This window comes from Scandinavium sp. (assembly GCF_032012665.1).
GTDB lineage: Bacteria > Pseudomonadota > Gammaproteobacteria > Enterobacterales > Enterobacteriaceae > Scandinavium.
In genome coordinates this window covers 50,855-69,377 of sequence record NZ_DALZVG010000025.1, presented here as the reverse complement: position 1 = coordinate 69,377, position 18,523 = coordinate 50,855, and the positions used below count along the sequence as shown (strand labels likewise).

23 protein-coding genes are annotated in these 18,523 nt (G+C 54.9%); 11 read left to right on the top strand and 12 right to left on the bottom strand.

Annotated elements, in window-relative coordinates:
- Positions 1-13: 13 nt before the first annotated feature.
- Both RTU33_RS17810 and bsmA read right to left on the bottom strand, forming a co-directional pair.
- A complete protein-coding gene (locus RTU33_RS17810; RefSeq protein ID WP_312629129.1) occupies positions 14-289 on the bottom strand; it encodes a DUF1471 domain-containing protein in 276 nt (91 codons plus the stop codon).
- Positions 290-422: 133 nt separating this feature from the next.
- On the bottom strand, positions 423-734 hold the full coding sequence (gene bsmA, locus RTU33_RS17805; RefSeq protein ID WP_312629128.1) for a biofilm peroxide resistance protein BsmA: 312 nt from the start codon (positions 732-734) through the stop codon (positions 423-425).
- A 206-nt stretch (positions 735-940) separates the two neighbouring features.
- Between bsmA and yjfP the strand changes: the two genes are divergently transcribed.
- On the top strand, positions 941-1,654 hold the full coding sequence (gene yjfP, locus RTU33_RS17800) for an esterase (RefSeq protein ID WP_312629127.1): 714 nt from the start codon (positions 941-943) through the stop codon (positions 1,652-1,654).
- Between the two features lie 65 nt (positions 1,655-1,719).
- Here yjfP and yjfY read toward each other — a convergent pair whose 3' ends face one another.
- Positions 1,720-1,995, bottom strand: a complete 276-nt coding sequence (yjfY, locus tag RTU33_RS17795; RefSeq protein WP_312629126.1) for a DUF1471 family protein YjfY — start codon at positions 1,993-1,995, stop codon at positions 1,720-1,722.
- A 339-nt stretch (positions 1,996-2,334) separates the two neighbouring features.
- On the opposite strand from yjfY, the gene rpsF reads away from it, so the two are divergent.
- The 5 genes from rpsF (at position 2,335) to RTU33_RS17770 (ending at position 4,847) form a co-directional block, all read left to right on the top strand.
- Positions 2,335-2,730 (top strand): 30S ribosomal protein S6, encoded by a 396-nt coding sequence (gene rpsF, locus RTU33_RS17790; protein WP_312629125.1) that lies wholly within the window; start codon positions 2,335-2,337, stop codon positions 2,728-2,730.
- Positions 2,731-2,736: 6 nt separating this feature from the next.
- The gene (gene priB / locus RTU33_RS17785) at positions 2,737-3,051 is read left to right on the top strand and encodes a primosomal replication protein N (RefSeq protein ID WP_312629124.1); all 315 of its coding nucleotides are present in this window, start codon (positions 2,737-2,739) and stop codon (positions 3,049-3,051) included.
- Between the two features lie 4 nt (positions 3,052-3,055).
- Complete coding sequence (rpsR, locus tag RTU33_RS17780; RefSeq protein ID WP_002210155.1) at positions 3,056-3,283, top strand: 30S ribosomal protein S18; 228 nt, start codon at positions 3,056-3,058, stop codon at positions 3,281-3,283.
- Between the two features lie 39 nt (positions 3,284-3,322).
- Positions 3,323-3,772, top strand: coding sequence for a 50S ribosomal protein L9 (gene rplI / locus RTU33_RS17775; RefSeq protein ID WP_097162720.1), 450 nt, complete (start codon positions 3,323-3,325; stop codon positions 3,770-3,772).
- A gap of 145 nt (positions 3,773-3,917) precedes the next feature.
- Positions 3,918-4,847, top strand: coding sequence for a DMT family transporter (locus tag RTU33_RS17770; RefSeq protein ID WP_312629120.1), 930 nt, complete (start codon positions 3,918-3,920; stop codon positions 4,845-4,847).
- A 30-nt stretch (positions 4,848-4,877) separates the two neighbouring features.
- Here the strand turns inward: RTU33_RS17770 and RTU33_RS17765 are convergent, their stop codons facing one another.
- Positions 4,878-5,555, bottom strand: coding sequence for a LysM-like peptidoglycan-binding domain-containing protein (locus RTU33_RS17765; protein WP_312629118.1), 678 nt, complete (start codon positions 5,553-5,555; stop codon positions 4,878-4,880).
- A 132-nt stretch (positions 5,556-5,687) separates the two neighbouring features.
- Here RTU33_RS17765 and fklB point away from each other — a divergent pair, with 132 nt between their 5' ends.
- Positions 5,688-6,308, top strand: coding sequence for an FKBP-type peptidyl-prolyl cis-trans isomerase (gene fklB, locus RTU33_RS17760; RefSeq protein ID WP_312629117.1), 621 nt, complete (start codon positions 5,688-5,690; stop codon positions 6,306-6,308).
- Positions 6,309-6,621: 313 nt separating this feature from the next.
- Positions 6,622-8,025, top strand: coding sequence for a D-serine/D-alanine/glycine transporter (gene cycA, locus RTU33_RS17755; protein WP_312629116.1), 1,404 nt, complete (start codon positions 6,622-6,624; stop codon positions 8,023-8,025).
- 127 nt (positions 8,026-8,152) lie between these two features.
- Here the strand turns inward: cycA and ytfE are convergent, their stop codons facing one another.
- The 4 genes from ytfE to RTU33_RS17735 all read right to left on the bottom strand — a co-directional run bounded on the left by ytfE (position 8,153) and on the right by RTU33_RS17735 (position 11,697).
- Positions 8,153-8,815, bottom strand: a complete 663-nt coding sequence (ytfE, locus tag RTU33_RS17750; RefSeq protein WP_312629115.1) for an iron-sulfur cluster repair protein YtfE — start codon at positions 8,813-8,815, stop codon at positions 8,153-8,155.
- 82 nt (positions 8,816-8,897) lie between these two features.
- Entirely contained in the window at positions 8,898-9,872 is a 975-nt protein-coding gene (locus tag RTU33_RS17745) for a DMT family transporter (protein WP_312629114.1), read from the bottom strand.
- Positions 9,873-9,945: 73 nt separating this feature from the next.
- Positions 9,946-10,770: an AraC family transcriptional regulator gene (locus RTU33_RS17740; protein WP_312629113.1), complete on the bottom strand. Its 825-nt coding sequence runs from the start codon at positions 10,768-10,770 to the stop codon at positions 9,946-9,948.
- A 78-nt stretch (positions 10,771-10,848) separates the two neighbouring features.
- Positions 10,849-11,697: an SDR family oxidoreductase gene (locus tag RTU33_RS17735; RefSeq protein ID WP_312629112.1), complete on the bottom strand. Its 849-nt coding sequence runs from the start codon at positions 11,695-11,697 to the stop codon at positions 10,849-10,851.
- Between the two features lie 84 nt (positions 11,698-11,781).
- Between RTU33_RS17735 and RTU33_RS17730 the strand changes: the two genes are divergently transcribed.
- Complete coding sequence (locus RTU33_RS17730) at positions 11,782-12,168, top strand: helix-turn-helix domain-containing protein (RefSeq protein ID WP_312629111.1); 387 nt, start codon at positions 11,782-11,784, stop codon at positions 12,166-12,168.
- 65 nt (positions 12,169-12,233) lie between these two features.
- Here the strand turns inward: RTU33_RS17730 and cpdB are convergent, their stop codons facing one another.
- Positions 12,234-14,177 carry a 2',3'-cyclic-nucleotide 2'-phosphodiesterase gene (gene cpdB, locus RTU33_RS17725; protein ID WP_312629110.1) on the bottom strand — a complete coding sequence of 648 codons (1,944 nt, stop codon included), beginning with the start codon at positions 14,175-14,177 and terminating at the stop codon, positions 12,234-12,236.
- A gap of 191 nt (positions 14,178-14,368) precedes the next feature.
- On the opposite strand from cpdB, the gene cysQ reads away from it, so the two are divergent.
- Positions 14,369-15,112: a 3'(2'),5'-bisphosphate nucleotidase CysQ gene (cysQ, locus tag RTU33_RS17720; RefSeq protein ID WP_312629109.1), complete on the top strand. Its 744-nt coding sequence runs from the start codon at positions 14,369-14,371 to the stop codon at positions 15,110-15,112.
- Here the strand turns inward: cysQ and RTU33_RS17715 are convergent.
- Positions 15,106-15,663 carry a YtfJ family protein gene (locus RTU33_RS17715; RefSeq protein ID WP_312629108.1) on the bottom strand — a complete coding sequence of 186 codons (558 nt, stop codon included), beginning with the start codon at positions 15,661-15,663 and terminating at the stop codon, positions 15,106-15,108. The two genes, cysQ and RTU33_RS17715, sit on opposite strands and share 7 nt — an antisense overlap.
- Before the next feature lie 321 nt (positions 15,664-15,984).
- On the opposite strand from RTU33_RS17715, the gene RTU33_RS17710 reads away from it, so the two are divergent.
- Positions 15,985-16,191 carry a DUF1107 domain-containing protein gene (locus tag RTU33_RS17710; RefSeq protein WP_312629107.1) on the top strand — a complete coding sequence of 69 codons (207 nt, stop codon included), beginning with the start codon at positions 15,985-15,987 and terminating at the stop codon, positions 16,189-16,191.
- A 75-nt stretch (positions 16,192-16,266) separates the two neighbouring features.
- Here the strand turns inward: RTU33_RS17710 and RTU33_RS17705 are convergent, their stop codons facing one another.
- The gene (locus RTU33_RS17705) at positions 16,267-17,604 is read right to left on the bottom strand and encodes a hemolysin family protein (RefSeq protein ID WP_312629106.1); all 1,338 of its coding nucleotides are present in this window, start codon (positions 17,602-17,604) and stop codon (positions 16,267-16,269) included.
- A 191-nt stretch (positions 17,605-17,795) separates the two neighbouring features.
- Entirely contained in the window at positions 17,796-18,437 is a 642-nt protein-coding gene (msrA, locus tag RTU33_RS17700; protein WP_312629104.1) for a peptide-methionine (S)-S-oxide reductase MsrA, read from the bottom strand.
- Positions 18,438-18,523: the final 86 nt, after the last annotated feature.

Here is an 18,523-nt window from a genome sequence, read left to right as displayed (position 1 = left end):
TCTGCCCGTGTGCTCAGGCGTAAAGAATCGCCTGTACGCGCCAGTTATCGGCGTGCTGTTCCTCATACATCTGAATAATACGGTACCAGCTGGCCCCTTGCTCATCGGCTTTGCGGGCGATGACGTATTCGACGTCCTGAAGCGTGCCGGAAATATTATTGACGGAAATCAGACCGATCTCGTTCAGTCCGGTAACACAATCGGCGCTGGCAAACTCCGCAGGCTGCGCCGTCGTGTTTGAAAATCCTAAAGAGAAGGCAAAGGCGTGTTTCATCGTCGTCAGCTCCATTTCACGTAACCCGAGGTAGCCCTGGGCAATCCATCGCGGACAATCATCCCGTCGTAAATCGGCATGACGCCATTGTGCATCGGGAAACGTGAAGGGCTGAAAAGCAATGTAAAGCGGATTAAATAATCCTCGCTTACGGCTTGCGATACATTATCGCCTGTGAATACCATTGCGCCGGAACCACGGTGTCATCAATCATTACGATCACGTAGTAATCCGCTTTGGCGGCAGTCACTTTCGCCTTAATATCCGCTTCTGCGTCCATCGGTGAACCGTAAACCATAGTGCTGACTGTGCCGATTTTTTGCAGGCCTTCCGTTTGGTTTCGCTGGATTTCCTGCGGATAGTCGGTTTTCGGCGGCGGCGCCGCAGGTGTTCCCTGAAGCACGCTACATCCACATAACAACAGCACCAGAAGCAGTGGCGTAATACGTTGCATAGCCATATCCCGTTTCCTGATAATCATGAGTGTAGTGACTAATAATTTGCCTTTAGGGGGAATGTTCCCGAATTGTTATCTCTGGCGCGATTTTCGAATGAAATCTTTCTAAAAGCGTAATCCATGTCGCAACATTCGGCGGACGCAATGTCAGTGCAATTTGCAGGTAATATTACTGCGCGTTATCGGCTAAAGAGAGAAGGAGAAGAGTAATGATTGAACTTGACGTGCGCAAGCTGGCGGGCAGGGAAGTTTTGCAGGCCTGTCCCCAGGGAAAGAACGCTTCTCCACTGCCGTGTATCGTTTTTTATCATGGCTTTACCTCATCGAAGCTGGTCTACAGTTATTTTGCCGTGGCGCTGGCGCAGGCTGGTTTCCGGGTCATTATGCCGGATGCGCCCGATCACGGGTCACGCTTTGAAGGCGACGAGAACGCCCGGATGCAGCGCTTCTGGCCAATCCTGCTGAACAGCTGCCAGGAATTTGCTGCGCTGCGCGAAGCCATCATTGAGCAGGGCTGGCTGGAAGAGGAACGACTGGCAGTGGCGGGGGCGTCGATGGGCGGCATGACGGCGTTGGGCATTCTTGCCCGGCATCCGGACATCAAATGTGGCGCAAGCCTGATGGGCTCGGGCTATTTTATGTCGCTCTCCCGTACGCTCTTTCCGTCGCCAGATTTTCCCACTGAGCTTGCGGAGTGGGACGTTACGCATCAGCTGGAAAAACTCGCCATGAAGCCTTTGTTACTGTGGCATGGTGAAGACGATGACGTTGTGCCCGCGGCAGAAACGTTCCGCTTACAGCAGGCGCTGTGGAAGGCCGGGCTTGACGCAAAGCTTACCTGTGAGTGGCAGACTGGCGTGCGTCACCGCATCACGCCAGAAGCGCTGTCCGCGACGGTGGCTTTTTTCCAGAAACACTTGTGAAAAAAAGCCCCCGGAGCCGGGGGCAGAGTGGATTAGGGCAAATACGTTCAGTGGTTTTCCTGGTGCTAGCGGTAAACGTCAGCGCTGGCGTGAATAAGGCCATTGCTGCCGGGTTCATGAAGAAGGATTGGGTGATAGTATTTGGCGCCGTGGGCGTCACTCTCTTCACTCAAGGCTTGATCTGCTTCGCTTTCGGTGGCGATGTTATGATTGATGTATATGACGCCTAAGCTCTGCACATCGTCCATATTTCTGGCCTGTCGGCCGTCGATTTTGATGGCTGCCATCGCGTTTGCTGTGAGCAAAAGGGTAGCCATTACGGCGATTGCGATGTTTTTCATGTGCGTTACTCCATACAGCCTGCTGCGTTAAACTGAAGTCTCCTGCTGTCTTCCGCTGAGGTATGATGTAAGTGTAATCGCTCCTTTTCGATTCCATCACGACCATTTCTGATGCAGTTGTTCAAAAATTTGGCGCATCCATTACTGATTAATTTTAAGCCACTGACTTCCCTTCGCTTTGCCCTTCGTGCGAATTATTTGCGCAATCACCTTGAGTTTCCCCTTGCCCGCAAGTATGATTACGCGTCAATTTTTCAGCCGCCCTTTAACACGTTCCTTGCCTCCATGGGCCGCGGCTGACCCAGACAGGAGGCTGAATAATCCGTAAGGAGCAATTCGATGCGTCATTACGAAATCGTTTTTATGGTCCATCCTGACCAGAGCGAACAGGTTCCGGGTATGATCGAGCGTTACACTGGTGCAATCACTGCAGCAGAAGGTACGATCCACCGTCTGGAAGACTGGGGCCGCCGTCAGCTGGCTTACCCGATCAACAAACTGCACAAAGCGCACTACGTTCTGCTGAACGTTGAAGCACCGCAGGAAGTGATCGATGAGCTGGAAACAAACTTCCGCTTCAACGATGCCGTTATCCGCAGCATGGTTATGCGTACCAAACACGCTGTGACTGAAGCATCTCCAATGGTTAAAGCGAAAGACGAGCGTCGTGAGCGTCGCGATGATTTCGCAAACGAAACCACAGATGATGCTGAAGCTGGGGATTCTGAAGAGTAATTGCTGATGGCCAACCGTCTGGCGTTGTCCGGCACAGTGTGCAGGGCGCCCCTTCGAAAGGTCAGCCCATCAGGAATTCCTCACTGCCAGTTCGTGCTTGAGCACCGTTCTGTGCAGGAGGAAGCCGGTTTTCACCGGCAGGCGTGGTGTCAAATGCCGGTTATTATTAGCGGGCAAGAGAACCAGGCCATTACTCACAGTATAACGGTCGGCACGCAAATCACCGTTCAGGGCTTTATCAGCTGCCACAAGGCGCGAAATGGTCTGAGCAAAATGGTGTTGCATGCCGAGCAGATTGAATTGATAGATTCTGGAGACTAGCCAAATGGCACGTTATTTCCGTCGTCGCAAGTTCTGCCGTTTCACCGCGGAAGGCGTTGTAGAGATTGATTACAAAGACATCGCTACGCTGAAAAACTACATTACCGAAAGCGGTAAAATTGTCCCGAGCCGTATCACCGGTACTCGTGCAAAATACCAGCGCCAGCTCGCTCGTTGCATCAAGCGCGCTCGCTACCTGTCCCTGCTGCCATACACTGATCGTCATCAGTAATCGGCCGCCGTCTATTAACGACTTTAAGAGGATAAGGTAATGCAAGTTATTCTGCTTGATAAAGTAGCAAACCTGGGCAGCCTGGGTGATCAGGTTAACGTTAAAGCGGGCTACGCTCGTAACTTCCTGGTTCCACAGGGTAAAGCTGTTCCAGCTACCAAGAAAAACGTTGAATTCTTCGAAGCACGTCGCGCTGAACTGGAAGCCAAACTGGCTGACGTTCTGGCTGCTGCAAATGCTCGCGCTGAAGCAATCAACGCACTGGGCACCGTTACCATCGCGTCTAAATCTGGCGACGAAGGTAAACTGTTCGGTTCTATCGGTACTCGCGACATCGCTGACGCAGTTTCTGCTGCAGGCGTTGCTGTTGCCAAGAGCGAAGTTCGCATGCCGAACGGCGTTCTGCGTACCACTGGTGAGCACGAAGTGGACTTCCAGGTTCACAGCGAAGTGTTCGCTAAACTGGTAGTAAACGTGGTTGCTGAGTAATTCATTACTCCGTAGCACGACAAATCGCCGGCCTTGTGCCGGCGTTTTGCTTTCTGAGGTTTGCACTTTCCCACTTGTATGGTAGCTATTTCTGCCACCTTTCAGGATAATGAATTAAAACGCGATTTTAATTCAGGCTTAGCTCATGGACAGCGCCACACCCGCCCCGTTATTTACCCGTAAAAACATTGTTTATGCAGGCGCAACGCTTTGCTGTTTATTATGGGGAAGCTCGTATCCCGCCATCAAAAATGGCTATGAAATTTTCCAGATTGCCACTGACGACATCCCGTCGAAAATTATCTTTGCCGGTTACCGCTTCCTGTTTGCCGGTGTGCTGCTGTTGCTGTTTGCGCTGGCACAGCGTAAGCCGATAGCTCGCCTGAACGCCCGCCAGTTTGGCCAGCTGACGCTGCTTGGTCTGACGCAAACCTCCATCCAGTACGCCATTTTTTATATCGGCCTTGCGTTTACGACCGGCGTGAAAGGCTCGATTATGAACGCCACTGGCACCTTCTTCAGCGTGCTGCTGGCGCACTTCATCTACCAGAATGACAAGCTAAGCTATAACAAATCCCTCGGCTGTATTCTTGGGTTTGCCGGAGTGATGCTGGTGAACTTCAGCCATTCGCTGATGGATTTCAGCTTCGTCTGGCAGGGGGACGGTTTTATCGTGCTGGCCGCCTTTATCCTTTCGGCAGCAACGCTCTACGGCAAACGTATTTCGCAGACCGTCGATCCAACGGTGATGACCGGCTGGCAGTTGGGTATTGGCGGCCTGGCGCTGGTGGTGGGCGGCTACCTGAGCGGTGGAACGCTGACGTTCCACGGTATCGACTCTGTGGCCGTGCTGGGCTATCTGACGCTGCTTTCTTCCGTGGCATTTGCGCTATGGAGCACGTTACTGAAGTACAACCGCGTCAGTATGATTGCGCCGTTTAACTTTGTGATTCCGGTGGCGGGTACGGTACTGTCCGGCATTTTTCTTGGCGAGAACATTCTGGAATGGAAATACGCACTGGCGCTGGTGCTGGTCTGTTCGGGGATTTGGTGGGTCAATAAAAGAAGTGTCTGAGAGCTGCCCGGCGAGTGCCGGGCACGGTCATTAGCGAACGCGAAGATAGCTGCCGTCGGCCTGGCGGGTAAACAGCACCTGCTGGCCATTACCGCTGTCAATCGTTAAGCCTGTCACAACGCCGTTAGCATTCTGGCGTACCTGCACCATCTGCCCGGCCTGTAATGTGCTCAGCGGCTTGCCCGCGCCTTCCACTTTAGACATCGCGTACACGTCAGTTGGCGGCAGGTTGTGGTCGCGGAACAGCTGCGCCAGGGTTTTGCCAGGTTCTACACGGTAGCTGCGCCACTGCTGCTCAATGCCTGGCACGGACTGCGCTTGCGCAGGTTCGCTCTGCTGCTGAGGCTGGCGCTGAACCTGCTGAGGCTCGTCGTCTGGCTGACCTTCCTGAACCACCTCAGGCGCGGCAGGAGCCGCCTGGTCAGGATCGCTCACCGTCGGTGAAGAAGAAACCAGCGGAGGCAAAGGCTGTTGCAGGTTGCCCTGCTGCGGCTGGGACTGCGACTGCATATCGAGCTGCGCGTTGCGGCTCACCGATTGTGCGGGTGCGTTGTCGCCGGCAGGAAGCAGGAAGCCAATAATCACCAGCAGGAAGCCTGCGATGATGCCACGACGATGCAGCGGTGGCAGCGGGTCCATCAGCCGGAAATTATCCGGGGCATGCCAGATTTTTAACACCAAAGGTTGTAGTGCGAACCGCCCGGGCATGGGTTACCTCCTGCTCCGCGTTTCCCTGTTTTGTCCCTCAGTATATACATAATTCTGCCGAGACAAAGTTTTACCCGATGCGGCCTGGCTGGTATGCTGCCCGCTGATTTTCATCCGATGAAAGGAAAGACCATGGCAACCCCGACTTTTGACACCATTGAAGCCCAGGCCAGTTACGGAATCGGCCTCCAGGTAGGACAACAGCTTAGCGAATCCGGCCTGCAGGGCCTGCTGCCGGAAGCACTGGTCGCTGGTATTGCTGACGCTCTGGAAGGCAAGCAGCCACAGGTTCCGGTAGATGTGGTACACCGTGCACTGCGCGAAATTCACGAACGTGCTGACGCGGTTCGTCGTGAGCGCTTTGAAGCCATGGCGGCAGAAGGCGTGAAATATCTGGAAGAAAACCGTGAGAAAGAAGGCGTAAGCAGTACCGAATCCGGTCTGCAGTTCCGCGTTCTGACTCAGGGCGAAGGTGCTATCCCGGCTCGTACCGACCGCGTACGTGTTCACTACACCGGCAAACTGATTGACGGTACCGTGTTCGACAGCTCTGTCGCACGTGGCGAACCGGCTGAATTCCCGGTCAACGGCGTGATTCCAGGCTGGATCGAAGCGCTGACCCTGATGCCGGTTGGCTCCAAATGGGAACTGACCATCCCGCAAAACCTCGCTTACGGCGAGCGCGGCGCTGGCGCATCCATTCCTCCTTTCAGCACCCTGGTTTTCGAAGTCGAACTGCTCGAAATCCTGTAAGGCCGCTGGATCCTCTCCCGGTGACGGGAGAGGACGTCATAAATCAGAGAAAAATCCCTAAGTTAGAAAATTGTCAGTATTTAATCTTGCATTGCGCCGCAGTCGGTGTATTTTTGTGAGCTGTTTCGCGTTAACAGAGTGATATAACACTCACTTTAAACATCTTATTAACATAATAGCCAATTCATAGTATTCAACCCGCCGATTCTTACCTACTATCGATCAGTCAAAAAACTGAAACCTCGTCAGAGGTATTCAATGGCCACAGAGCCAGCAAAGTACAACACAACAGGAACAACAGGAAGAAAATCACATGGTAGATCAGGTAAAAGTTGGTGCTCAAGAGGATGCGCCAACGGAACAGTCGCTCCGGCGCAATCTCACTAACCGGCATATTCAGCTGATTGCTATCGGCGGCGCGATAGGGACAGGCCTGTTTATGGGTTCGGGGAAAACCATCAGCCTGGCCGGCCCGTCGATCATTTTCGTCTACATGATCATCGGCTTTATGCTCTTTTTCGTCATGCGCGCAATGGGTGAATTGCTGCTGTCGAATCTCGAATACAAATCCTTCAGCGATTTCGCCGCCGACCTGCTCGGCCCGTGGGCCGGGTATTTCACCGGCTGGACCTACTGGTTCTGCTGGGTTGTCACCGGCATGGCGGACGTGGTCGCCATCACGTCATACGCGCAGTTCTGGTTCCCCGGGCTCTCAGACTGGGTGGCCTCGCTGGCGGTTATATTTTTACTGCTGGGCCTGAACCTCGCCACCGTGAAGATGTTTGGTGAGATGGAGTTCTGGTTTGCGATGATCAAAATCGTCGCCATCGTTGGCCTGGTGATTGTCGGCCTGGTGATGGTGATGACGCACTTCACCTCGCCGAGCGGCGTACAGGCCTCGTTTGACCATCTGTGGAACGACGGCGGCTGGTTCCCGAAAGGCATCAGCGGCTTCTTTGCCGGCTTCCAGATAGCGGTCTTTGCTTTCGTGGGGATTGAACTGGTGGGCACCACGGCAGCGGAAACCAAAGATCCGGAGAAATCACTGCCGCGCGCGATTAACTCGATTCCGATTCGTATCATCATGTTCTACGTCTTTGCGCTGGTGGTGATCATGTCGGTGACGCCATGGAGTTCTGTGGTGCCGGACAAGAGTCCGTTCGTGGAATTGTTCGTGCTGGTAGGGCTGCCTGCGGCGGCGAGCATCATTAACTTTGTGGTGCTGACGTCTGCGGCTTCTTCCGCCAACAGCGGGGTGTTCTCAACCAGCCGTATGCTGTTCGGCCTGGCTCAGGATAAGATGGCGCCGAAGGCTTTTGCGACGCTGTCAAAGCGCGCCGTTCCGGCGAAAGGGTTGACCTTCTCCTGCATCTGCCTGCTTGGCGGCGTGGTGATGCTCTATGTGAACCCAAGCGCGATTGCGGCGTTCACCATGATCACCACCGTTTCAGCGATTCTGTTTATGTTCGTGTGGACCATCATTCTCTGTTCATATCTGGTCTACCGTAAGCAGCGCCCACAGCTGCACGCCGCATCGAAATACAAAATGCCGCTCGGCAAGCTGATGTGCTGGGTTTGCATGGCGTTCTTCGTGTTTGTGCTGGTGCTGCTGACGCTTGAGGACGATACCCGTCAGGCGCTGATTGTCACGCCGCTGTGGTTTATCGTGCTGGGGCTGGGCTGGCTGTATGCCGGCAAGAAAAGAGCACTGAATTAAATGAAAATGCCGGATGCGCTGACGCTTATCCGGCCTACATTCCCTTTCACCGCACAAGCCGGCTTTCTCCCTCTCCCTGAGGGAGAGGGCCGGGGTGAGGGGGAGACGTCGAAACTGGCTCTTTGATTTATTCGCCTGCCAACGCCCGAGGAAACAGCACGTTGTTTTCCAGGCTGATGTGCTCCATCAGATCGTCAATCAGCTCGTTAATGCCGTTATACATCGCCTTCCAGGTCGTACAGGCTTCCGGCGGCGGCGTCACGTTCTGGGTAACGTGCTTAATCACTTCCAGCAGTTCACCCGCTTCATCATGCTCGCTTTCCATCACGCTTATCGGGCCCATTGCCTGGCTGCCCATGCCTTGTTTGATCATCGGGAACAGGATCTGCTCCTCTTTCATCATATGGCTGGAAAGCTCCTGGTGCAGCGCCGTCAGGTATTTGGTGAGCCCTTTCGGCACATTCGGTTTGTCGGCGTGAACGCGTTCTACCTTGGTCGCCTGTAAAATCAGCTCCGGCAGCTGTTCGCGGTGACGGTCGTGATAGCGCACCACAATATGATCGATAATTTCTGCCAGCGGCGTGGTGCGCCACTCTTTTTCTACGGGGGCTTCAGCCAGCGTCGCCAGTTCAGCTTCAATGATGGCAACGTCCAGGTCCTTACGTGCCGCAGCGCGCTCCAGCGTCTGCTTACCGCCGCAGCAGTAATCCATATCATATTTACGGAACAGCGCAGATGCGCGCGGAATGGAGAGAGCCAGTTCACCTAAGGGTTGATCGCGGAAGGCCATTGTCGTTACCTCATCTGTAAAATATAAGATGTATTTTAAATGCATCTTTAAGATAAGGGAATACCCCTTTGGGAATATCGCACTATTCCACAGGGTCTTCGCTCAGGGATTCAAGCTGAGGCTTCTGCGGTTTTGCCCGCACGGCAATGACCACGCCAGCGACCAGCAGCGCAATGCCGGACAGCGTCAGGATCGGGGGAAAGTTCTGGCGCAGCAGAAAGGTATACAGCAGCCCGGCCAGGGTTTCGAAGACGATCAGCGGCCCGACGATCACCGTCGGCAGGCGCTGGCTGGCGATATTCCAGCACAGCGCGCCGACCCAGGAGCAAAACACGGCGATGGCTATCATCAGGGTAATAAACACGTCCGGACGCGGGCCAAACGGCAATGGAAAGCTTTGTTCTTGACCGCGCAGCCACAGGCAGGCCAGCACGTAGCCGAGCAGCGATACCGGCAGCGTGACCAGTGCCTGGGCGGTGGCCCACATCATGGGATGCTTATCCGGATTTTCCCGCAGCCAGCGCGCATTGCGCAGCGCATACCAGGCCCAGCAAACGACGGAGATCAGCGCCAGCCCGATGCCGCTGCCGTAACGCCATGGGCTGAATTCGGCCAGCCCGTGGCTAAGCTCAGCAATGTTCACACAAGCTAAGCCCAGCGCGATGCAACCTAAAGCGGGCGCCAGCCCACGCCAGGCGAGTTTACCGTCACGCTGGCTGTACAACAGATTGGCAAATACCGGGATCACCACCGGAAGCGTACCGATAATCATGGTCGACACGGGGGCGCCAGCGCGCTGAATTGCGCTGGCAAGGCAAACGTAATAGATGAGGTTGCCCATCATCGTCAGGCTCAGCGCCGTCAGCCAGTCGCGCTTGCCGAGCTGTTTGAGCTGCGTACGCCCAAGCCATGCCAGCGGCAGGGCGATAAGCCCAAGCGCCAGATAGCGGCCCATTGACTGCAATACTGCAGGATACTCAGGCACCAGCAGCGGCCCGACGAAAATCAGCCCCCACATCAGCCCTGCCAGCAGAGCGTAAAGCACACCACTCATCATCGTCGCCACCTTATTTATCAAGGCTGGCAGTGTAGGCAGCGTGGCGGATACACGTATTGTATGAGGTTGCGCATTAGCGCGGAAAAACCTGCTTCTGATAGCGGACGGGCGTAATGCCGTAACGGCGGGTAAAAGCGCGGGTAAGATGAGACTGATCCGTCAGGCCCGTGGCAGCGGCCACTTCAGCGGCAGGCATCCCGCGAGTCAGAAAATCTTTGGCGCGCCACAGGCGAATCGCCATCAGCATTTGATGCGGAGTGACGTGATAGCGGGCCTTGAACTGGCGCTGGAAATGATAAGGGCTGAGCGCTACCACGGCGGCGAGCTCGTCGAGCGTCAGGGCATGCATATAGTTGTCGTGCAGATATTCGCGCACGCGTTCAAAACGATGCGCGCCTTCCTGTTTGATGGGGGCATGCTTCGCAAACGGACGGAAGGTGTCGATCAGGTCGAGCAGTAAACCTTTTTGAGCGAGCGGATCGGGGGTATTCCACAGGCCATAAATCTGCTGGCAAAGCAGGGCGGAACGCTGCGCATCGTGGCGAACCACATCGCTGAACCACCAGTGGCGTATGCCTGTCACCTCTTCCAGCAGGTCAGGTTCCAGATAGACCATCCGATAGCGCCAGCCGTCCTCGCTGGCCGCTTCGCCGGTATGCAGCTCGTCCGGATTCATGGTGACCACTGAGTTTACCGGGGCGACGTGCTTTGCACCGCGATAGCGAAACTGCTCCGCGCCCAGCTCAATGGCGCCGATGCCGAATGCTTCGTGGGTATGGGGCTCGAAGGCGTAGCGGGAGATATGGGCGTGATAAAGCTCCACCCCCGGAAGGTTGTCCAGGTGGCGGAAGCTTGCGCAATCTCTCTTATCATGGAACAGGTCAGGTACGCCCTGCACGGTCACCTCCCACGGAATATCCCGACATTATCGAAGATACCCCGTGGGTGTGCCACAAAAATGAGCAGTTATCGACGCTTACAGAATGCTTTTGACGCTTTCAGACAGCGGCGTGGTAGGGCGCTGAATCAGTTTGCTCAGGGTATGGCTGTCATCAAACAGACCACCTTTTGACGCGCCGATATCCGAATCCGCCAGCATGTCTGCCAGGCCCGCTGGCAGCCCCACGCCTTTCAGCGCCGCCGCGAAATCAGCTTCGCTCAGGTTCTGGTAACTCACCGGTTTCCCGCTTTGCTTGCTCAGCTCGGCGGCCAGCTCGCTCAGCGTCCAGGCGCTGTCGCCCGCCAGCTCGTACACTTTTCCGGCATGGCCGTCGGTGCTTATTACGGTTGCCGCCGCTGCCGCATAATCAGCGCGAGGTGCTGCTGCGATTTTTCCTGCCCCGGCGGCACCAATAAATACGCCATGTTCAATGGCCGGTGGGACGCTCGCCAGATAGTTTTCGGTGTACCAGCCGTTACGCAGCAGCGCGTAAGGAATACCGGACTCCGCCAGAATTTTCTCCGTGGCGACGTGTTCGACGTGCAGACCCAGCGGGGATTTGTCTGCATGCAGCAGGCTGGTGTAAGCGATGAATTTCACGCCAGCTGCTTTCGCGGCACGAATGGCATTGCCATGCTGTTCAGCGCGTTTACCCACTTCACTGCCGGAGATCAGCAGCAGTTTGTCCACGCCCTGGAGGGCCGTGGTCAGCGTGGCTTCATCGTTATAATCGCCCTGACGAACGACGATGCCTTTGTCGCTCAGCGCTTGTGCCTTTGCCGGATTACGCACAATGGCGACCAGTTGATTAGCGGGAACGGTTTTCAGCAGATTTTCGATAACGAGTTGGCCCAGTTGGCCGGTAGCGCCAGTAATTGCGATCATGAGGGTGCTCCATGGTGTTTGGTTTCAGTTGTGGTAAGCTAACACCATAGCTAACTTTTGGTAAGTACGTACAAAAAGGTAAGTATGAAAATGGCGAATCCGACACTGAGTGAGCAGCTGCGTGACGGCAATCTGTTTGCCGAACAATGCCCGTCCCGCGATGTGCTTAAGCACGTCACCAGCCGCTGGGGCGTACTGATTCTGGTGGCGCTGCGTGACGGCACTCACCGCTTCAGCGATTTGCGCCGCAAAATGGGCGGCGTCAGTGAAAAAATGTTGGCGCAGTCGTTACAGGCTCTCGAGCAGGACGGCTTTCTTAACCGCGTCTCTTTCCCCGTTGTGCCACCGCACGTCGAGTACAGCCTGACGCCGCTTGGCGAGCAGGTGAGTGAGAAAGTGGAAGCGCTGGCCGACTGGATCGAACTGAACCTGCCGCAGGTGATGGCGAACTGGGATGAGCGGGCGGCGTGAGCGTCCGCTATGATGCAGAAATTGCCCGGTAGCGGCTTCGCCTTACCGGGCTACAAATCCTTCCGCTACTTGCTTAAATCCACCTGATACACCGCAAAGCCAATCTCGTCGGTGCCGACCTGCTTCATCGGATACTGCGCTTTGTCTTTGATAAACGCAGCCGCTTTTTCTGACGGCGACGTTTCGAAGCGAATATCCAGCGGCGTAGCTGAGGTGATTGGCGCTAAGCGCCAGTTGTTGTCCGCTGCGGGATGAATCTCGCCATGCTTTTTCGACTCGGCGCTAATCCACGCCGCCAGGACTGAACGGTTTTCATCCGGCGAGGCGAAAGCGATATGGCTGTCGCCGGTGCCTGCAAACTTACCGCCGTAAGCGCGGTAGTTATTGGTCGCCACGAGGAAAGTCGCCTTTGGATCGATGGGCTTGCCGTTAAAGGTCAGATTTTTGATGCGCTCTGCGTTCGGGTTGAGGCTCTGGCATTCGCCGTCGTAGCGTGCGGGCTGGCTGACGTCTACCTGATAATTCACGCCGTCAATCACATCGAAGTTATAGGTGCGGAAACCGTCCCAGTTGATGAGCGACTGCGGTTTGCTGCTGGTCACGTCGATCTGGTTGAACTGCCCGGCGGAGCACTCCAGCCACTCTTTAACCTCCTGGCCGCTGACTTTCATCACCACTAGCGTGTTCGGGTAGAGATACAGATCGGCGGCGTTGCGGAAGGTCAGCTGACCCTTCTCCACTTCGGTGTAGCTCGCCGGATCGTTCTTGCGACCGCCTGCTTTGAACGGCGCCGCAGCGGAGAGCACCGGCAGCTTCGCCAGATCCGGATCGCCCTGAATAAAGTGCTCGACGTAGGCTTTCTGCGCCATATTCACCACCTGAACGGTAGGATCGTCCTGCACCAGCGATAAATAGCTGTACATGTTGTCCGAAGATTTGCCAATCGGCTTGCTGACAAAGGCGCGAGTGGCATCGTGGTCGGCCTTCAGCACCTTCACCAGGCTGGTGTCTTCTGCCGCGAGGGATTTTTTCGCCACCGGATCGTAAATCGGACGCGCCTCGGCTTTAGCCTGCGTCACCTGCCATTTGCCGCTGTCGTTATTCAGGCTCAAATCGACCACGCCCAGATGATCGCCCCACATGCCGGGCATTACCGCTGGCACACCGTTCAGCAGGCCTTTTTCAATATCGGCACCTTTAATACTGGCGAAATCTTTTGACGGGAAAACGGCATGCGCGTGGCCAAACATGATTGCATCCACGCCCGGTACCTGGCTTAAGTAGTACACAGAGTTCTCTGCCATGGCGTGATAAGGGTCTGCGGAGAGGCCTGAGTGGGCAATGACTACCACGATATCGGCACCTTTCTCACGCATCTCCGGCACGTATTTACGGGCGGTTTCAGTGATGTCGTTCACCGTCACTTTGCCGCTGAGATTGGCCTTATCCCAGGTCATGATCTGCGGCGGCACGAAGCCGATATAGCCGATTTTCAGCGTCTGCGGCTTGCCGTCCTTATCGACGACCTTTGTCTCTTTAATCAGGTAAGGGGTAAACAACGGCTGTTTGGTCTTAACGTCGATGATATTGGCGTTAACGTACGGGAATTTCGCGCCATTGATGGCTTTGTGCAGATACTCCAGCCCATAGTTGAACTCATGATTGCCGAGGTTGCCCACGGCATAGTCCAGCGTGTTCATTGCTTTGTAAACCGGATGCACATCTCCCGTTTTTAATCCTTTGGCCGCCATATAATCGCCGAGCGGGCTTCCCTGAATGACGTCGCCGTTATCCACCAGAACGCTGTTTTTAACTTCCTCACGCGCGGCGTTGATAAGGCTTGCGGTGCGTACCAGGCCGAATTTTTCCGTTGCGGTATCTTTGTAGTAGTCAAAATCCATCATGTTGCTGTGCAGGTCGGTGGTTTCCATGATTCGCAAATCCACCGTCGCCGCACTGGCGCTGGCGGCAATCAGCGTGGCCAGGAGCGTTGCGCTAAACTTAATCATCAGAGGCGTCCTTTTATTGATCGGGGGCACAAAAGAGAAAAGGGTATACATCCTGTTGCTTACAGAAATGTGAAGCTTGCCAGAAATCGGGGCGATGAAACGGGTAACGCTTCACAGATAGCGCAATTTGTCGCGATGGGATATAACTAAAACAACGAGTTAACGCCACTCTACTCAACACGAGGTGGAATATGTTGGAACAGGTTTGTCAGCTTGCACGGAAAGCAGGTGATGCCATTATGCAGGTCTACGATGGCGAGAAGCCGATGGACGTGGTCAGTAAAGCCGATGACTCTCCGGTGACGGCGGCCGATATCGCGGCCCATAAGGTGATTGCTGAAGGGCTAAGCGCGCTGACGCCGGATATTCCGGTGCTGTCAGAAGAGGATCCGCCGGGCTGGGACGTGCGCCAGCACTGGCAGCGCTACTGGCTGGTCGATCCGCTCGACGGTACCAAAGAGTTCATTAAGCGTAACGGCGAGTTTACCGTTAATATCGCATTGATTGAAAAAGGAAAACCGGTTATGGGCGTGGTTTACGCGCCGGTAATGAAGGTGATGTACAGCGCCGAAGAGGGCAAAGCCTGGAAAGAAGAGTGCGGCGTGCGTAAACAGATTCAGGTACGGGATGCGCGTCCGCCGCTGGTGGTGGTCAGCCGCTCGCACGGCGGCGACTCTGAGCTGCAGGAGTATCTGCAGCAGCTGGGTGAGCATCAGACAACGTCGATCGGCTCCTCGCTCAAGTTCTGCCTGGTGGCGGACGGGCAGGCTCAGCTGTATCCTCGCTTTGGGCCAACCAGCATCTGGGACACGGCGGCGGGCCACGCGGTGGCGGTGGCTGCCGGGGCGCACGTTCACGACTGGCAGGGCAAAACCCTCGATTACACGCCGCGTGAATCGTTCCTCAACCCCGGCTTCCGGGTATCGATCTACTGAGCTAACAGCTTATGCAGCAGGGCGATGACCTGCTGCACTTCATCCTGGGTTAGCGCCCCGTCTTTTGCCCATTCAATGCGGCCATTTTTATCGAGTACGATAATCGCGGAGCTCTCTTCATCGAGCTGCCAGGCGCTGCGCACCACGCCGTTGCTGTCGACGATAAACTGCGACCACGGATAGAGCTTTTTATTGCTCTCAAGGCTGCTGCGCACGAACATGCCCGAGCCGGGAATCGCATCATCGGTGTTCACGATGGTGGTGGTCTGGTACTTATCATGCGGGAATTTTGCGGTCTTGATCGCTTCAATCAGCGCGGCATTTTTCTCTTTGGCAGATGTACGACCGGCAATATGTTGTACAACTCTCACTTTCCCGGCGAGCTGCGAGCTATTCCAGTTTTTATAGCTAAACTCATCATTATTGAGAATGAGTTCACCGCGGTCGGCGACGCCTACCGCCGGAACGCGCTCTCCGGTTTTCAGGTTGTGCGCCGAGGCCATCAGCGGGAACAGCAGGCATGAAACTGCCATCAGCTTACGTAGAGTCATGATGTTTCCTTATTGTATGCAGGTGATCCGACCACTTAGGGTTTTGTTTTAATCATAAGTGCGAATGATGAGGTTTTCCCGCAAGCGTGATGCCAGTTTGCGGGTGAACGCACATAACCGTGAGAAAATGAAGGTTTATACTGCCTTTATAGTCATTCTGAAAAGATAATTCTTAAATTTTGTCATCAAACGGTAAATAAACTTCTACAGACTGGGTGTCCCGGTCGATATGGACTATAGTTTTAGTGCATTAATTTTGCGCCCCGGAACGCGGAGCCGATTGTGGACTCGCAAGGGTGTAAGACTCAGCAGGAGACAACAATGAAAATTTTCCAAAAGTACAACCCGCTTCAGGTGGCGAAGTACGTGAAGATCCTGTTTCGTGGACGGTTGTACATCAAGGACGTTGGCGCTTTTGAGTTTGATAAGGGCAAGATCCTTATCCCAAAAGTGAAGGACAAGCAGCATCTTTCCGTGATGTCCGAAATCAACCGTCAGGTTATGCGTCTGCAAACTGAGATGGCGTAATCAGCAACGTGCTATGCAGTAACGTAAAAAAACGGCTCCCGATGGGAGCCGTTGATGTTTGTAGGGCCGGAAACCTTACGCCGCGCCTTTCTCCTCCGCGTCCGGCAGCTTCGGTGCCAGCACCGTTGGCTTGCTGTCGATGCGGGTGACCAGCAGCTGGTCGATACGGAAGTTGTCGATATCCACCACTTCGAACTTATAGCCGGAGAACTTCACGAAGTCGGTACGTTTCGGGATCTTACGCAGCATAAACATCATGAACCCGCCGATGGTTTCGTAGTTGCCCGACTGCGGGAATTCGTCGATATCCAGCACGCGCATCACGTCGTCGATTGGCGTGCCGCCATCAACGAGCCATGAGTTTTCATCGCGGGCAACAATCTGCTCTTCCAGGCCCTGGCCGACCAGGTCACCCATCAGCGTGGTCATCACGTCGTTCAGAGTGATGATACCCACAACCAGCGCATATTCGTTCATGATCACCGCGAAGTCTTCACCGGCGGTTTTGAAACTTTCCAGCGCTTCTGAGAGCGTCAGCGTATCCGGCACGATCAGCGTATTGCGGATCTGCACGCCGCTGGTCAGCATCAGGCTCTGATTGGCCAGCACGCGGTTCAGCAGGTCTTTGGAATCCACATAACCGATGATGTGGTCGATATCTTCTTTACACACCAGGAACTTAGAGTGCGGATGCTCGGCCACTTTGTTTTTCAGGCTTTGTTCATCTTCGTTTAAATCAAACCAGATGACGTTTTCGCGCGAGGTCATCGAAGACGGCACGGTGCGTGATTCGAGTTCAAACACGTTCTCAATCAGCTCGTGTTCCTGCTTACGCAGCACGCCTGCCAGCGCACCGGCTTCGACAACGGCGTAGATATCGTCGGAGGTGATGTCGTCTTTACGCACCATCGGCAGCTTGAACAGGCGGAATATCATGTTTGCCATGCCGTTGAAGAACCACACCAGCGGGCGGAAGACGGCAAGGCAGAAGCGCATCGGGTTGATGATGCGCAAAGCCACGGCTTCGGGCGCAATCATACCGATGCGTTTCGGGGTCAGGTCGGCTATCAGAATGAACAGGCTGGTCACCAGGACGAACGACAGGACAAAGCTAATCTGCTCGGCCAGTTCAGCGGACATGTAGTTGATAAAAAGAGTATGGAAGGCCGGAGAGAAGGCGGCGTCACCGACGATACCCCCCAGGATAGCAACGGCGTTAAGACCAATTTGCACCACGGTAAAGAACATACCGGGGTTTTCCTGCATTTTCAGCACACGTTGAGCGTTAACGTTACCCTCATCGGCGAGCAGCTTCAGTTTAATTTTGCGGGAAGCCGCAAGCGAAATCTCGGAAATTGAGAAAAACGCACTGACGCCGATGAGGCAGAGTATGATTAATATACTGTTTAGCATAGTTTTTCTGGCTTTTGTCGCCAGAACCTCGGAAGGATAGTTGATGATGTTTTTGCGCGTGAAATTGCGCTTAAAAAAACCGGTCCGAAGGCGCTGGACCGGTAATATCGTGGGATAGTATAGCGTAAGGGACTGTAAATTCGCCAGAGGCTTAACTTTGCGCCCCGGCGTTGCGATGGCAAGTTCAGGCCTCAGGCAAGCTGTGGCGGTAAGCACACCCCGATTCCGCCGATACCGCAGTAGCCGTACGGGTTCTTATGCAGGTACTGCTGGTGATCGTCTTCCGCGTAATAGAAAGGTTTAGCGGTAGCGATTTCGGTGGTGATGGTGCGATCGTCCTGGGCTTCGCGCATCGCCGCCTGGAAACGCTCAAGGCTCTCGTGCGCAGCTTTGTCCTGTTCAGGAGTCAGAGGGTAAATCGCCGAGCGGTACTGTGTGCCCTGATCGTTCCCCTGACGCATGCCCTGCGCCGGGTCGTGGTTCTCCCAGAACACCTGCAACAGCTGTTCATAGCTGATGACTGCCGGGTTATATACCACGCGTACGGCTTCGGCATGGCCGGTCTGGCCTGAACACACTTCACGATAAGTCGGATTCGGCGTATAGCCTCCGGTGTAGCCCGCAGCGGTACTATACACGCCGGGCAACTGCCAGAAGAGGCGCTCCACTCCCCAGAAACAACCCATGGCAAACAGAGCGATCTCCATGCCTTCCGGGACGTTGGTCATCGAATGGCCATTAACGGCGTGCAGCGTGGCGACGGGCATTGGCGTATTGCGACCGGGTAGCGCATCCGCCTGCGAAACAAGGGTTTTCTTATCAAATAGACTCACGGGATGGCCTCCGGATAAAGGAAATTGGGGTTAAGGTTGTCACAGCGCCTCTCTTTGAACACAATAAAGGCCGTGAACACGACTAG